The following is a 15,258-nucleotide window of genomic DNA, read 5'->3' as shown; positions in this document are numbered from 1 at the left end:
GCAAACATAGTGTCCCGTTCGTCTAGAGGCCTAGGACACCGCCCTTTCACGGCGGTAACAGGGGTTCGACTCCCCTACGGGATACCACTTCCTTGCGAAGTAAAGGGGTCGTTAGCTCAGTCGGTAGAGCAGTTGACTTTTAATCAATTGGTCGCAGGTTCGAATCCTGCACGACCCACCAAACTCTTCCGTCACGGGAAGTAAAATACGTGGGCGATTAGCTCAGTTGGGAGAGCACCTGCCTTACAAGCAGGGGGTCACTGGTTCGAACCCGGTATCGCCCACCACTCTCTAAATACTTTTGGAATGCAATTCCAAACCACCCATTGTTGTGTGGTTCGGTTTTTTGCCGCCGAGAGTCTTTAGAAAGTGTCTCTTAGTGATAAGAAACATCTTGCTCTTTAAAAATTTGGAAAGCTGACAAAACAACAATTTATTGTTGTTTGTAAAGTTCTCAATGTTTATCGAAAGATAAACACCAACAACACATTCAAGTGTGCTTGGTATCGAATAAGGCTTAGGTCTTGTTCAAATTTGAGTCCGGCAAAATCTGTCTCGCACTCATGAAAATTAAACGCGAGACAACTTAGGTTGTTTAAACAACGACCCGAAACTCCTTCGGGTTGTATGGTTAAGTGACTAAGCGTACACGGTGGATGCCTGGGCAGTCAGAGGCGATGAAGGACGTACTAACTTGCGATAAGCGCAGATGAGGCAGTAAGAGCCGTTTGAGTCTGCGATTTCCGAATGGGGAAACCCAGCTGCATAAGCAGTTATCACTAGATGAATACATAGTCTAGTGAGGCAAACCGGGGGAACTGAAACATCTAAGTACCCCGAGGAGAAGAAATCAACCGAGATTCCGGTAGTAGCGGCGAGCGAACCTGGATTAGCCCTTAAGCACTCGTTGAAGTAGGTGAACAAGCTGGAAAGCTTGGCGAAACAGGGTGATAGCCCCGTAACCGACGCTTCATCGAGCGTGAAATCGAGTAGGGCGGGACACGTGATATCCTGTCTGAATATGGGGGGACCATCCTCCAAGGCTAAATACTCCTGACTGACCGATAGTGAACCAGTACCGTGAGGGAAAGGCGAAAAGAACCCCTGTGAGGGGAGTGAAATAGAACCTGAAACCGTGTACGTACAAGCAGTAGGAGCACCTTCGTGGTGTGACTGCGTACCTTTTGTATAATGGGTCAGCGACTTATATTCAGTGGCAAGGTTAACCGAATAGGGGAGCCGTAGGGAAACCGAGTCTTAACTGGGCGTTCAGTCTCTGGATATAGACCCGAAACCGGGTGATCTAGCCATGGGCAGGTTGAAGGTTGAGTAACATCAACTGGAGGACCGAACCGACTAATGTTGAAAAATTAGCGGATGACTTGTGGCTAGGGGTGAAAGGCCAATCAAACTCGGAGATAGCTGGTTCTCCCCGAAAGCTATTTAGGTAGCGCCTCGGACGAATACTACTGGGGGTAGAGCACTGTTAAGGCTAGGGGGTCATCCCGACTTACCAACCCTTTGCAAACTCCGAATACCAGTAAGTACTATCCGGGAGACACACGGCGGGTGCTAACGTCCGTCGTGGAGAGGGAAACAACCCAGACCGCCAGCTAAGGTCCCAAAGTATTGCTAAGTGGGAAACGATGTGGGAAGGCTCAGACAGCTAGGATGTTGGCTTAGAAGCAGCCATCATTTAAAGAAAGCGTAATAGCTCACTAGTCGAGTCGGCCTGCGCGGAAGATGTAACGGGGCTAAGCAATACACCGAAGCTGCGGCAATATCTTTTAGATATTGGGTAGGGGAGCGTTCTGTAAGCCGTTGAAGGTGAACTGTAAGGTTTGCTGGAGGTATCAGAAGTGCGAATGCTGACATGAGTAACGACAAAGGGGGTGAAAAACCTCCTCGCCGGAAGACCAAGGGTTCCTGTCCAACGTTAATCGGGGCAGGGTGAGTCGACCCCTAAGGTGAGGCCGAAAGGCGTAATCGATGGGAAACGGGTTAATATTCCCGTACTTTTGACTATTGCGATGGGGGGACGGAGAAGGCTAGGTGGGCCAGGCGACGGTTGTCCTGGTTCAAGTGCGTAGGCTAGAGAGTTAGGCAAATCCGGCTCTCTGTTAGGCTGAGACACGACGTCGAGCTGCTACGGCAGTGAAGTCATTGATGCCCTGCTTCCAGGAAAAGCCTCTAAGCTTCAGATAGTCAGAAATCGTACCCCAAACCGACACAGGTGGTCGGGTAGAGAATACCAAGGCGCTTGAGAGAACTCGGGTGAAGGAACTAGGCAAAATGGTACCGTAACTTCGGGAGAAGGTACGCTCTTGATGGTGAAGTCCCTCGCGGATGGAGCTGACGAGAGTCGCAGATACCAGGTGGCTGCAACTGTTTATTAAAAACACAGCACTGTGCAAAATCGCAAGATGACGTATACGGTGTGACGCCTGCCCGGTGCCGGAAGGTTAATTGATGGGGTTAGCGCAAGCGAAGCTCTTGATCGAAGCCCCGGTAAACGGCGGCCGTAACTATAACGGTCCTAAGGTAGCGAAATTCCTTGTCGGGTAAGTTCCGACCTGCACGAATGGCGTAATGATGGCCACGCTGTCTCCACCCGAGACTCAGTGAAATTGAAATCGCTGTGAAGATGCAGTGTACCCGCGGCTAGACGGAAAGACCCCGTGAACCTTTACTACAGCTTGGCACTGAACATTGAACCTACATGTGTAGGATAGGTGGGAGGCTATGAATCGATGACGCTAGTTGTCGTGGAGCCGTCCTTGAAATACCACCCTTGTATGTTTGATGTTCTAACTTAGGCCCCTAATCGGGGTTGAGGACAGTGCCTGGTGGGTAGTTTGACTGGGGCGGTCTCCTCCCAAAGAGTAACGGAGGAGCACGAAGGTGGGCTAATCACGGTTGGACATCGTGAGGTTAGTGCAATGGCATAAGCCCGCTTAACTGCGAGAATGACGGTTCGAGCAGGTGCGAAAGCAGGTCATAGTGATCCGGTGGTTCTGAATGGAAGGGCCATCGCTCAACGGATAAAAGGTACTCCGGGGATAACAGGCTGATACCGCCCAAGAGTTCATATCGACGGCGGTGTTTGGCACCTCGATGTCGGCTCATCACATCCTGGGGCTGAAGTCGGTCCCAAGGGTATGGCTGTTCGCCATTTAAAGTGGTACGCGAGCTGGGTTTAGAACGTCGTGAGACAGTTCGGTCCCTATCTGCCGTGGGCGTTGGAAGATTGAAGGGGGCTGCTCCTAGTACGAGAGGACCGGAGTGGACGAACCTCTGGTGTTCGGGTTGTGTCGCCAGACGCATTGCCCGGTAGCTAAGTTCGGAATTGATAACCGCTGAAAGCATCTAAGCGGGAAGCGAGCCCTGAGATGAGTCTTCCCTGACGGTTTAACCGTCCTAAAGGGTTGTTCGAGACTAGAACGTTGATAGGCAGGGTGTGTAAGCGTTGTGAGGCGTTGAGCTAACCTGTACTAATTGCCCGTGAGGCTTAACCATACAACACCCAAGGGGTTTTGATGGACTCAAAGTTAAGCGCATAAGAATGTGTGTGTGAGAATGAAGACAGCTTTCCAGATTATTCTCTAGAAATAGAGAGAAAAATTTTGCTTGGCGACCATAGCGTTTTGGACCCACCTGACTCCATTCCGAACTCAGAAGTGAAACGAAACAGCGTCGATGGTAGTGTGGGGTTTCCCCATGTGAGAGTAGAACATCGCCAGGCTTTTAATTTAGCACCAAGCGCTAACCAGACAGCGGAGCGGTAGTTCAGTTGGTTAGAATACCGGCCTGTCACGCCGGGGGTCGCGGGTTCGAGTCCCGTCCGCTCCGCCACTTATTATGAAACCCAGTCTTCGGACTGGGTTTTTTGCTATTGGCTATTTACTCTTTGGTCAGCGATATATTGGGCTTATCCTGTTTTATCTCCTCATCTTATCTCTTGAGTTACCCTCCGTCAGTGACCATCATGCGTGCCTCTTCATCCGGTGAATAAAAAACCGATGCTCAAGGCATCGGTTGATTAAACATGGCAAGGCTGCAAGCGGTTTTAAACGCGCAGTGCTGCTTTCGTTAGGAGTGCTTTTTTCTCTGCATCAGACAAGAAGGCCAATTCCAAGCCATTGATTTGTGCTTGGCGGATCTGTTGCTGTGTTAAGCCTGCTTGTGGTGCGGCAACGGTATATTCATGCGGTAGTTCAATCCCTTCTACAGCAGGATCATCGGTATTAATACAAGCTAAAATACCGTGTTCTAAAAAGCGTTTCAGCGGGTGGCTGGCTAAGCTGCTGACCGTACTGGTTTGCAAGTTGGAGGTTAAGCAAGATTCGATACCAATCCGATGCTGTGCTAGGTAATCCATCAGTTGTGGATCATCGATAGCTTTCACACCGTGACCAATTCGTGTTGCGCCAAGCTCTTTAATCGCTTGCCACATACTTGCTGGGCCAGCTGCTTCTCCGGCATGCACTGTGACCTGTAAACCTGCATCTCTCACTTGTTTAAAATGTTGAATGAAACGATCACCAGGTTGGCCCAATTCATCACCAGCTAGATCGACTGCCACAATGTGATTTTTCTGGCTTAGGATAGCATCGAGTTCTTGTTGGCAAGCATCGCTACCAAAGGTACGGCTCATAATACCGATAAGGTTGGCTTGAATGCCAAAATCACGCACACCCGCACGCACCCCATCGACCACCGCTTCTACCACACCAGCTACCGGTAAATGATGTTTCATCGCCATATAGTAGGGAGAAAAGCGCAGCTCGGCGTAGTCAATCTGGGCATTTAATGCATCTTGCACATTTTCGTAGGCGACTCGGCGGCAAGCATCCAGATCGCCTAACACTGCAACACCCCAGTCAAGTTTGGATAAAAAAGCGACCAGTGATGGCTCAGCTTCGACAATTTGCACGAAGGGAGTCAGTGTTTCAACGCTATTGGCAGGCAGTTGAATACCAAACTGTTGTCCGAGCTCAAGAATCGTTTGAGTACGAATGTTGCCATCAAGATGGCGATGCAAATCGGTTAAAGGCAGAGATGAAGTTATCATTATGGTTATCCTGATTAGTCTTTGCCGCTAAGTATAAAAACCAATCCATTACCTGTCAGCTAGTGCTGGACAGGAAAAGGATTAATTTTATTTTTAAGATGAGTGATTGGAGGCTTAATACAGCTCTTTGAGTTTACGAGTTAGGGTATTTCTACCCCAGCCGAGTACTTTCGCTGCATCTTGCTTATGTCCATTGGTATGCTGAAGTGCGGCCTCTAAAAGGATGCGTTCAAATTCGGGCAGCGCATGGGCGAGCAATTCGGTTTCACCTGAGGTTAAGGCGGATTTAGCCCAGCTTTCTAGCAGTTGCTGCCAACTGATTTCATTTTCAAACTGGTTTGCCTTTTTCTCGCTTAGTAGCTCGGAAGGGAGATCGCTCGGCAGTACTTCACTGCCACTGGCCATTACGGTTAGCCAGCGGCATATGTTTTCTAACTGGCGAACGTTACCCGGCCAATCAAGCTTAGTGAGGATCTCGACTGTGCGCGGATTGAGCGTTTTCATCTCTACAGCGAGTTCTTTCGCCGCAAGGGTCAGAAAATGCTTAGTCAGTTTTTCAATATCTTGCCGCCGCTCACGTAGCGAGGGAATATGGATCCGAATCACGTTTAGGCGATGGAACAAGTCTTCGCGAAATTTGCCTTGATGGACTAATTTCTCCAGATTTTGATGGGTGGCGGCGACAATCCGCACATCAACTTTAATCGCGCTATGGCCGCCAACGCGGTAAAACTGTCCATCGGCCAACACGCGTAGTAGACGAGTTTGAATATCTAAAGGCATATCGCCAATTTCATCTAAAAATAAAGTGCCGCCATTAGCTTGTTCGAAGCGTCCTTGGCGCACGGTATTGGCTCCGGTAAAAGCGCCCTTTTCATGACCAAACAATTCTGACTCGATCAAATCTTTAGGGATCGCCGCCATATTCAGCGCAATAAACGGCTTTTGCGCTCGCGGGCTATGTCGATGTAGTGCATGCGCGACCAGCTCTTTGCCGGTTCCCGATTCGCCATTGATTAATACTGAGATCGAAGAGCGCGATAAACGGCCAATCGCTCGAAACACCTCTTGCATCGCTGGAGCTTCACCGATGATCTCCGGTGCTGAATAGTTTTCACTGGGGCGCGGTGAGGTTTTACGCTGCTCTTGTCCATGTGCAATCGCCCGTTCGACCAAGGTGAGTGTCTCATCTACATCAAAAGGTTTGGGCAGATACTCAAAGGCACCCTGTTGGTAGGCATTCACCGCAGCATCCAAATCGGAGTGAGCGGTCATAATTATCACTGGCAGTTCAGGGATCTGCTGGTGAACTTGATTTAGCAGAGCAATACCATCCATGCCCGGCATCCGAATATCAGAGACCAATACGTCCGGTGTTTCACGCCGTAGTGCCATCAATACACTTTCTGCATCTGCGAAGGTTTCGCATTTAATATTGGCGGAGGAGAGCGTTTTCTCCATGACCCAACGGATCGAGCTATCATCATCGACAACCCACACGTATCCTCTACTCATAGATAATCCTTAACAGCAAGTGAATGAACAGCAAATTAAATTGGCAAATAAATGGTAAACATGGTACGCCCTGGCCAGCTTTGCACCTCGATTTTTCCCTGATGTTGATCGATTAAGTTTTGCGAGATGGAGAGGCCTAATCCGCTTCCCCCTTCGCGGCCACTGACCATCGGGTAAAATAGGGTATCTTGTAGCTCTGGCGGGATGCCGGGGCCATTATCAATAATCTCAATACTGGCCACCAGTTTATGCCGTTGACCGTGAATGTTGGCCTGATGCACAGTTCTGGTGCGCAGGGTAATCGTTGCTTGAGGCTGGTCGGCCAAAATTTGTGCGGCATTACGAACGATATTCAGCAAAGCTTGTTCGATCTGATCGGTGTCCATCAAGATATTGGGTAAGCTTGGATCATAATCGCGCTCAAAGACCAGATTGGCCCCTGCCTCTAACACGACCAGTTGACGTACCTTTTCCAAAATAAGGTGCAGGTTTTCCCAAGTTTTTTCACCGGGTCGCTGTGGCCCAAGCAGGCGATCGACTAAGCCGCGTAAGCGATCCGCTTGCTCGATAATAATTTGGGTATATTCGGTGAGATGCGGATCTGGCAGCATGCGCGCGAGCAGTTGCGCCGCACCTCTTAAGCCACCAAGTGGATTTTTTATTTCATGAGCTAAGCCGCGAACCAATAATTTGGCAGCTTGCTGCTGAGCATGTTGATTGAGTTCTTGAGTAAGCCTGCGCTGCTGGCCAATGGTGCGCATTTCGGCCAGTAACAGCAGCTCCTTTTGCCATGAGATTGGGCTGACCGTGACTTCGAGTAGCAACGGTTTATTATCCACCACCAAAGTAACATCGCTGTCGGTAATGCTCTGTCCACTTTGCAAAGGCTGGGTGAGTAGTTGTAAATCAAGTGACGAGTGTTGAACCAGTTGATGCAGGTTGTAGTTCATCAAGCGTTTGACACTTTGTGAAAACAGTTGCTCTGCGGCTGGATTGGCGTAGCGGATCAGCAGGGTTTCATCGAGGATGAACACCGCGGTGACTTGATGATTGATGATGGTTTGACTTAATTCTTCGCTCACGCTCATTTTCACTCACTACCTACTTAGTACCTCGGTGCACAATATTGGTGCATTACAGTGCTAAGTATGCCGCAAGGGAGTGCAAACAAATAGTCAAACTCCCTGCACGATTGAGCGCAGGGTCACAGATTACTCCTGTTTTACCATCGCGCGATGTAGATGCACCGTAATAATTGAGGACGATGCAATAATCTTGCCGTTCTCAATGGCTTGAATGGTGAAGGTGTGAGTGCCGCGATCGATATTTTTCAATGGCCATTGTGCTTGATGGGTCGGGGCACCATAAGGCCGACCATCCATTATCAGTTGCAACTGTTCTCCAATCGCCAGCTTGCGGTTGAGCTCGCTGCGGATCAGAATCGAGCCACTATTACTGCGCAGTGTCTCATCATGTTTCGGAGAAATTAAGCTGATGGCTAACGGTTCGAGCTCTGTTTCTGTCGCTTGATCTTTACTGGCCGCGTGAGGGGGGACTAATTTAGTCTCGGTTTGATTCTCTGCGATCGGTTGGCTGGCATCAAAGCTGGGCGCGGGCGCTTGCGCCGCATAATCCGGTAAATGAATCGATGTGGCCTGATCGTTTTGTGGGTTATCACTAAAGTGCAGCACGCCTTGGTTATCAACCCAAGTGTAGATCTGCTGAGCAGTGATTTGCGGTACCCACAATAAACAGATGAGTAGCCACCAGAGACGAGACGCTAGCATAAGCACTCCTCAATGAGCGGTAAGTTGGTACAGAATGATTGATGAGCGGATGCTCATATTGGTAATGGTAAGCTAGATGTGAAAGGAATGGTGAGAGGACTAAATAAGCAAAAGGCCCGCCTGCGAGGCGAGCCTAATTATTGATGTAACCTAAATCAGGGTTTACAGCCTTAGAGGATTAAACTGAGTAGTACAGTTCAAATTCCAGTGGGTGTACTGCGGTGTTGATGCGTTGTACATCTTTGGTTTTCAGTTCGATATAAGAATCGATGAAATCGTCAGAGAATACGCCGCCAGCGGTTAGGAATTCACGGTCATTATCTAGGTACTCGAGTGCTTGTTTCAGCGACTCAGCCACTTTTGGAATTTCTGCTGCTTCTTCTGCTGGTAGGTCGTACAAGTCCTTATCCATCGCTTCGCCTGGATGGATCTTATTCTTGATCCCATCAAGACCCGCCATCAGCATTGCAGCAAACGCTAGGTATGGGTTAGCGGCTGGATCTGGGAAGCGAACTTCAATACGGCGCGCTTTCGGGCTTGGTACCACAGGAATACGGATTGATGCAGAACGGTTACGCGCTGAGTAAGCCAGCATAACTGGTGCTTCGTAGTGTGGCACTAGACGCTTGTATGAGTTGGTTGATGGGTTAGTGATCGCATTTAATGCACGAGCATGCTTGATGATACCACCAATGTAGTAAATCGCCATTTCAGATAGGCCGCCGTACTTGTCACCAGCAAATAGGTTAACGCCATCTTTAGCCAGTGATTGGTGCACGTGCATACCTGAGCCGTTATCGCCCACGAGTGGCTTAGGCATAAAGGTTGCGGTCTTACCAAAGGCGTGTGCAACGTTGTGTACCACATATTTGTAAGTTTGGATCTCATCCGCTTTGAGAGTCAGCGTGTTAAAACGGGTCGCGATTTCATTTTGACCTGCGGTCGCCACTTCATGGTGATGCGCTTCAACGACCAGGCCCATCTCTTCCATGATCAAACACATCGCAGAGCGGATGTCTTGTGATGAGTCAACAGGAGCGACTGGGAAGTAACCGCCTTTTACGCCTGGACGGTGGCCTTTGTTGCCATCTTCGTATTCAGTACCTGAGTTCCATGCTGCTTCAACATCATCAATCTTGAAGAATGAACCAGACATATTGGTTGAGAATCTCACATCATCAAACAGGAAGAATTCTGGCTCTGGACCAACCAAAACAGTGTCTGCGATGCCCGTGGCGCGCAGGTATTCTTCAGCACGTTTAGCAATCGAGCGTGGGTCACGGTCGTAACCTTGCATAGTGGTTGGTTCTAAGATGTCACAACGAATGTTCAGTGTTGCATCTTCAGTAAAAGGATCGAGCACGGCACTGGCTGGATCAGGCATCATCACCATGTCAGATTCGTTGATACCTTTCCAGCCACCGAGTGATGAGCCGTCGAACATCTTACCGTCTTCGAAGAAGTCAGCATCAATTTGGTGAGCAGGGATTGAGATATGTTGCTCTTTACCTTTGGTATCGGTAAAGCGTAGGTCAACAAACTTAACTTCGTTTTCTTGGATCAGCGATAGAACATTTTCTACTGACATCTTGAATAACCTCCGGTGTTAATAAGCGGTATGGGTTCGAGTCTTAAATAAATCGGTCAAGCTTACGACATTTAATTAAGCATAAGCGCTGCTGTATTTAATTAAGCGAAAACCGTGCCATTTTTATAAATCCAATATAAATCATAATCTTGTTAGAAATTGGTTTGTTTTTTAATGCTATGTCGCACCAAAAAGATCCCGCCTTGCACCATAATTGTGCGGTAATGAATTGTGCTGCACCATGTTCTAGCAAAACGTTTGCTATTTCGCGCTCAATCACTGAGCTTGTCAATCATTTGGCTACCGAAAAGCGGCCATATAGCGTTAGTGAATCAGCAAAATGAAGAAAAAGTCGCCGATTTCAGCGTGACAGATCACATATTTCTAGGTTTTTTGCTAGAATCTGGTACATTATTCGCCGTTTTTGAACCATGTTCGGCGACTGTTTTGGCAGCCAGCCTCAATGAAAAGTGAAGTAATCCCAATGACCACTCCGCAAATTGAAAAATTAAGAAACATCGCGATTATCGCGCACGTTGACCACGGTAAAACTACCTTGGTTGACAAACTGCTCCAGCAATCCGGCACGCTAGAGTCTCGCGGTGATGTTGAAGAGCGAGTCATGGACTCGAACGACATTGAAAAAGAGCGTGGTATCACCATTTTGGCGAAAAACACCGCCATTAACTGGAATGACTACCGGATCAACATCGTAGATACCCCGGGACACGCCGACTTTGGTGGTGAAGTAGAACGTATCATGTCGATGGTAGATTCAGTACTACTGATCGTTGATGCCGTTGATGGCCCGATGCCACAAACGCGTTTCGTAACTCAAAAAGCGTTCGCACACGGCTTGAAGCCAATCGTTGTCATTAACAAAATTGACCGTCCGGGCGCACGTCCTGATTGGGTAATGGATCAGGTGTTTGACCTATTCGATAACCTAGGTGCGACCGATGAACAGCTCGATTTCCAAGTGGTTTACGCATCTGCATTAAATGGCTGGGCAACTTTAGTTGAAGGCGAAACTGGCGAAAACATGGAGCCGCTGTTCCAAGCCATCGTTGATAACGTAGCTGCGCCACAAGTTGACCTTGATGGTCCGCTGCAAATGCAAATTTCTCAACTGGATTACAGCTCTTACGTGGGTGTTATCGGGGTTGGCCGTATCAAACGCGGTAAAGTAAAACCAAACCAACAAGTAACCGTGATCGGTGCGGATGGTAAGAAGCGTAACGGTAAAGTCGGCACTGTGCTGGGTTACCTTGGTCTGCAACGTTCTGAAACGGATCAAGCGACTGCGGGTGACATCGTGGCGGTAACTGGCCTTGGCGAGCTGAAAATCTCAGACACAATTTGTGATGTGAACACCATTGAAGCCTTGCCACCGCTAAGCGTTGATGAGCCAACCGTAACCATGACTTTCCAAGTCAACACCTCACCGTTTGCCGGTAAAGAAGGTAAGTTCGTAACTTCACGTAACATCCTTGAGCGTTTGGAAAAAGAGCTGGTACACAACGTAGCACTGCGTGTTGAAGCGACCGAAGACCCGGATAAATTCCGCGTGTCAGGCCGTGGTGAACTTCACCTATCAATCCTGATCGAAAATATGCGCCGTGAAGGTTTTGAGCTGGCGGTATCGCGTCCAGAAGTTATTCTTAAGCACGAGAATGGTCAGCTGATGGAACCGTTTGAAACGGTAACTATCGATGTGCAAGAAGAGCACCAAGGCGGCATCATGGAGAAAATCGGCATGCGTAAAGGCGAGCTGAAAGATATGTCTCCAGATGGCAAAGGTCGTGTACGTATGGACTTCGTGATGCCTTCACGTGGTTTGATCGGCTTCCAAACTGAGTTTATGACCCTGACTTCAGGTTCTGGCCTGCTGTACCATACTTTTGATCATTACGGCCCACACAAAGGCGGTGACATTGGTCAACGTATCAATGGGGTATTGATCTCAAATGGCATGGGTAAAGCACTGACCAACGCGCTATTTAACTTGCAAGATCGTGGTCGCCTGTTTATTGGTCACGGTGTAGAAGTTTACGAAGGTATGGTGATCGGTATTCATAGCCGTGATAACGACCTGACTGTAAACCCACTGAAAGGTAAACAGCTAACCAACGTGCGTGCATCAGGTACTGATGATGCACAGGTGCTGTCACCACCAATCATCATGACTCTTGAGCAAGCGCTTGAGTTTATCGATGACGATGAGTTGGTAGAAGTTACCCCAGTTAGCATTCGTATCCGTAAACGCTTCCTGACCGAAAACGATCGTAAGCGCGCTTCTCGTGATGCGAAATAATTACTGATTCTAGCATTGTGACTAGATAAGTAATGTAAGCCCTTAGCTGTTGCAGTTAAGGGCTTTTATTTTTATGAGTAAAAAGGAAACTGTATGCCCGTTGTGATTATTTCTGGTGGACCCGGAGCCGGTAAAACCACCTTGTTGCAAGGATTAGCGCAGCATGGCTACCACACTTATCCGGAAGTGCCGCGTCAGTTGATTGAACAACAAAGTGTCATGGCCGATGGAATTTTGCCTTGGCATGATTTAGCGGGGTTTGCTGCACTTTGCTATCAGGCAATGTGCGAGCAACAACAGTTGGCACAACACCAAGCATTGCTTACCTCACAGCCAGTATTTGTCGATCGCGCAATTGGTGATATCTGTGCTTATCTATGGCAGGCTGAATTGCCAGTGCCGGCTGAGTATCGGCAAGCCAGTTTGGGCTATCATCGACAGGTATTGATGTGCGAACCAAATCGCATCACTTACCAAGCCGATGAGGTGCGCCCTTATAGTTTTGAACAAGCATTACACATTCATCACCAGTTGTTGAATACTTACACTGAACTCGGCTATCACTGTATTACTGTGCCGATGGCTTCGATTGAGCAGCGGGTGGCTTTTGCATTGGCAAGCTTAGCCGTGACAGGATAGATCCACTAACGACAAGGATGAGTTATGAAATTGACTTACTCTGCGCTTGAACAGCAGGCTCGATTATCGCTCTGTTTTGGGCGCTATCTGCTGACACGGATGAATCATGATCGGGTGAATGTCAACGCCGGTTATCTTGCCTACATCACCTTGTTATCGATTGTGCCGATGTTAGCGGTATTACTCTCGATCTTGTCTTCATTTGCGATTTTTGCCAGTGCCGGAGAGGTGATGCAAGATTTTGTGATCGCCAATTTTGTGCCCGCGGCCGGTGAAGTGGTGAAAAGTGCGCTCAACGAGTTTATTGCCAATACCGGCAAGATGACCGCGGTGGGTGGCGTATTTCTACTGGTCGCCGCAATCATGCTGATTTCCAATATTGATAACAACCTCAATTATATCTGGCGAGTGCAGCAAAAACGCCGCGCGGTCTTTTCATTCTCGATGTATTGGATGATTTTGACTCTCGGCCCCATTTTAGTTGGCGCGAGCATCGCGGTCAGTTCATACATCACCTCATTAACCATTCTCGATCATCAGGCGCTGTCTGGCGCGTATAAACTATTTTTGCGTTGGTTGCCCTTTGGGTTGTCATTGTGTGCTTTTGGTGGTTTATACCTGCTAGTGCCTAACAAAAAAGTTTATTTTCATCATGCCTTTACTGGGGCTTTACTGGCCGCAGTGTTATTTGAACTGAGTAAAAAAGGTTTTGCGATTTACATTACTCAGTTTCCCTCCTATCAGCTGATTTATGGGGCGATTGCGGCGATTCCAATCCTATTTGTTTGGGTGTATTTAGGCTGGTTTATTGTGCTGGTAGGAGCCGAAGTGACCGCGGCATTGGGTGAGCGTGAGCAGTGGAGTCGTCGATCAGGCATGCTAAACTGTGCGGCTGCACAACAGAATCAAACAGAGGAACCACAGAGTGATAGCACTGATCCAGCGCGTAAGTGAAGCGGCCGTTCGAGTTGACGGTCAAGTTGTGGGCGCAATCGATCAGGGATTGTTAGTGCTGCTGGGGGTCGAGCGGGATGATGATCAAGCCAAAGCGCAGCGCTTAGTCGAGCGGGTAACTCGCTATCGAGTCTTCGAAGATGGCGCTGGCAAAATGAATTTGAGTGTGCAAGATGTCGGCGGCAGCGTGTTGGTGGTGTCACAATTTACCCTGCCGGCGGATACCAAAAAAGGGACTCGAGCCGGATTTTCACGCGGCGCAGCACCACAAGAAGCGGAGCGGTTGTATGATTATTTTGCGGATCTTTGCGCGCAAATTTTACCCACGGAACGTGGTCGTTTCGCGGCCGATATGCAAGTCGCACTGATCAATGATGGCCCCGTGACCTTTTGGCTACAGGTATAATTAAGCTTACCGCCCAGCGAGCATTCATCAGTGTGTGATTCAGGGATTGACCATGTTCAAACTTCTTACGCCGAACAGCGATCATCAGCTCAATAAGTATTTCCATTTCCGCTGGCAAATGTTGCGAGAGCCATGGCGGATGCCGCTCGGCTCAGAGCGTGATGAATATGATGCGCTGAGTCATCATCGGATGATTGTCGATAGTCGTGGCTATCCCATCGCGATTGGTCGGCTATACATCACCCCAGATTGTGAAGGCCAGATCCGCTTTATGGCGGTGAAGGCGAATCGTCGTTCGAAAGGGATGGGCTCGTTGATCTTAGTTGCGCTTGAAGCGTTAGCACGCCAAGAAGGGGCTAAGCGTTTGGTGTGTAATGCGCGGGAAGATGCAATCCGCTTTTATGCCAAACATGGCTTTGAGCGGCGAGGCGAATTGAGCGATGAGCGCGGCCCGGTGCGTCATCAGCAGATGGTGAAGCCGTTGGATCCGATGCTGAATGTGTTGCGTAAACCGGAGTGGTGCAGTGAACTGCAGCAGCGCTGGGCTAAATACATTCCGATCAGCGATAAAATTGGCATCAAAATTGAGCAATATACCGGTTACCAATTTCAGTGTACCGCCCAGCTCAACCCCAATCTTAATCCACATAATACACTGTTTGCTGGCTCGGCCTTTACTTTGGCAACCTTAACTGGCTGGGGAATGGCGTGGCTGTTGATGCGCGAGCGCGATTTGCAAGGGGATATTGTGTTGGTGGACAGCCATATTCGTTATCGTCAGCCTGTCTTGCAAAACCCACTCGCCTCGACTTCGCTGGATGGGATCTCAGGCGATTTGGATCGCCTTGCTGCAGGGCGTAAAGCACGAATTGTAGTGCGGGTGATGATTTTCAGCGCCGATGTGCCCGCCATCGAGTTTGTCGGGACTTACATGCTGATCCCCAACTATAAGGCGCTGATCAGCAAGTCATCCGTTTAACGGTG

General features: G+C 48.8%; 10 protein-coding genes, 4 tRNA genes and 2 rRNA genes. 11 read left to right on the top strand and 5 right to left on the bottom strand.

The window, feature by feature from the left end:
- The first annotated feature begins 11 nt into the window (after nt 1-11).
- From OOK74_RS10825 to OOK74_RS10800, 6 genes are all read left to right on the top strand, one after another.
- Nucleotides 12-87: transfer RNA gene (locus OOK74_RS10825), tRNA-Glu, on the top strand.
- 18 nt (nt 88-105) lie between these two features.
- Nucleotides 106-181: transfer RNA gene (locus OOK74_RS10820), tRNA-Lys, on the top strand.
- 30 nt (nt 182-211) lie between these two features.
- Nucleotides 212-287: transfer RNA gene (locus OOK74_RS10815), tRNA-Val, on the top strand.
- Between the two features lie 342 nt (nt 288-629).
- Nucleotides 630-3,516: ribosomal RNA gene (locus OOK74_RS10810) — 23S ribosomal RNA — on the top strand.
- Nucleotides 3,517-3,626: 110 nt separating this feature from the next.
- A 5S ribosomal RNA gene (gene rrf, locus OOK74_RS10805) occupies nt 3,627-3,742 on the top strand.
- A gap of 33 nt (nt 3,743-3,775) precedes the next feature.
- Nucleotides 3,776-3,852, top strand: a tRNA-Asp gene (locus OOK74_RS10800).
- A 214-nt stretch (nt 3,853-4,066) separates the two neighbouring features.
- On the opposite strand, the gene add is transcribed toward OOK74_RS10800, so the two are convergent.
- From add to glnA, 5 genes are all read right to left on the bottom strand, one after another.
- Nucleotides 4,067-5,071, bottom strand: a complete 1,005-nt coding sequence (gene add / locus OOK74_RS10795; protein WP_278182788.1) for an adenosine deaminase — start codon at nt 5,069-5,071, stop codon at nt 4,067-4,069.
- Nucleotides 5,072-5,185: 114 nt separating this feature from the next.
- Nucleotides 5,186-6,586: a nitrogen regulation protein NR(I) gene (gene glnG / locus OOK74_RS10790; protein ID WP_166014094.1), complete on the bottom strand. Its 1,401-nt coding sequence runs from the start codon at nt 6,584-6,586 to the stop codon at nt 5,186-5,188.
- Between the two features lie 35 nt (nt 6,587-6,621).
- Nucleotides 6,622-7,668 carry a nitrogen regulation protein NR(II) gene (gene glnL, locus OOK74_RS10785; RefSeq protein WP_166015006.1) on the bottom strand — a complete coding sequence of 349 codons (1,047 nt, stop codon included), beginning with the start codon at nt 7,666-7,668 and terminating at the stop codon, nt 6,622-6,624.
- Nucleotides 7,669-7,797: 129 nt separating this feature from the next.
- Nucleotides 7,798-8,373, bottom strand: coding sequence for a DUF4124 domain-containing protein (locus tag OOK74_RS10780; protein WP_278182787.1), 576 nt, complete (start codon nt 8,371-8,373; stop codon nt 7,798-7,800).
- A gap of 178 nt (nt 8,374-8,551) precedes the next feature.
- Nucleotides 8,552-9,961 (bottom strand): glutamate--ammonia ligase, encoded by a 1,410-nt coding sequence (glnA, locus tag OOK74_RS10775; RefSeq protein WP_166014096.1) that lies wholly within the window; start codon nt 9,959-9,961, stop codon nt 8,552-8,554.
- 484 nt (nt 9,962-10,445) lie between these two features.
- Between glnA and typA the strand changes: the two genes are divergently transcribed.
- The 5 genes from typA to OOK74_RS10750 all read left to right on the top strand — a co-directional run bounded on the left by typA (nt 10,446) and on the right by OOK74_RS10750 (nt 15,253).
- Entirely contained in the window at nt 10,446-12,275 is a 1,830-nt protein-coding gene (gene typA, locus OOK74_RS10770) for a translational GTPase TypA (protein WP_274722749.1), read from the top strand.
- A 93-nt stretch (nt 12,276-12,368) separates the two neighbouring features.
- Nucleotides 12,369-12,914, top strand: a complete 546-nt coding sequence (locus OOK74_RS10765; RefSeq protein ID WP_278182786.1) for an AAA family ATPase — start codon at nt 12,369-12,371, stop codon at nt 12,912-12,914.
- A gap of 24 nt (nt 12,915-12,938) precedes the next feature.
- Nucleotides 12,939-13,868, top strand: coding sequence for a virulence factor BrkB family protein (locus tag OOK74_RS10760; protein WP_278182785.1), 930 nt, complete (start codon nt 12,939-12,941; stop codon nt 13,866-13,868).
- Nucleotides 13,840-14,274 carry a D-aminoacyl-tRNA deacylase gene (gene dtd, locus OOK74_RS10755; RefSeq protein WP_278182784.1) on the top strand — a complete coding sequence of 145 codons (435 nt, stop codon included), beginning with the start codon at nt 13,840-13,842 and terminating at the stop codon, nt 14,272-14,274. Before OOK74_RS10760 ends, dtd begins: the two co-directional genes overlap by 29 nt.
- A gap of 52 nt (nt 14,275-14,326) precedes the next feature.
- Nucleotides 14,327-15,253, top strand: a complete 927-nt coding sequence (locus OOK74_RS10750) for a bifunctional GNAT family N-acetyltransferase/hotdog fold thioesterase (protein ID WP_278182783.1) — start codon at nt 14,327-14,329, stop codon at nt 15,251-15,253.
- Nucleotides 15,254-15,258: the final 5 nt, after the last annotated feature.

Origin of the sequence: Vibrio misgurnus (assembly GCF_029635775.1) — a bacterium.
Taxonomy (GTDB): Bacteria; Pseudomonadota; Gammaproteobacteria; order Enterobacterales; family Vibrionaceae; genus Vibrio; species Vibrio chanodichtyis.
The sequence above is the reverse complement of the archived record's forward strand: the minus strand, read 5'-3'. Positions and strand labels throughout refer to the sequence as shown.

Bases quoted from the DNA above. Each gene is read 5' to 3' on its own strand.
- add (WP_278182788.1), bottom strand. From the start codon at position 5,071: ATGATAACTTCATCTCTGCCTTTAACCGATTTGCATCGCCATCTTGAT.
- glnG (WP_166014094.1), bottom strand. From the start codon at position 6,586: ATGAGTAGAGGATACGTGTGGGTTGTCGATGATGATAGCTCGATCCGT.
- OOK74_RS10780 (WP_278182787.1), bottom strand. From the start codon at position 8,373: ATGCTAGCGTCTCGTCTCTGGTGGCTACTCATCTGTTTATTGTGGGTA.
- glnA (WP_166014096.1), bottom strand. From the start codon at position 9,961: ATGTCAGTAGAAAATGTTCTATCGCTGATCCAAGAAAACGAAGTTAAG.
- typA (WP_274722749.1), top strand. From the start codon at position 10,446: ATGACCACTCCGCAAATTGAAAAATTAAGAAACATCGCGATTATCGCG.
- OOK74_RS10765 (WP_278182786.1), top strand. From the start codon at position 12,369: ATGCCCGTTGTGATTATTTCTGGTGGACCCGGAGCCGGTAAAACCACC.
- OOK74_RS10760 (WP_278182785.1), top strand. From the start codon at position 12,939: ATGAAATTGACTTACTCTGCGCTTGAACAGCAGGCTCGATTATCGCTC.
- OOK74_RS10750 (WP_278182783.1), top strand. From the start codon at position 14,327: ATGTTCAAACTTCTTACGCCGAACAGCGATCATCAGCTCAATAAGTAT.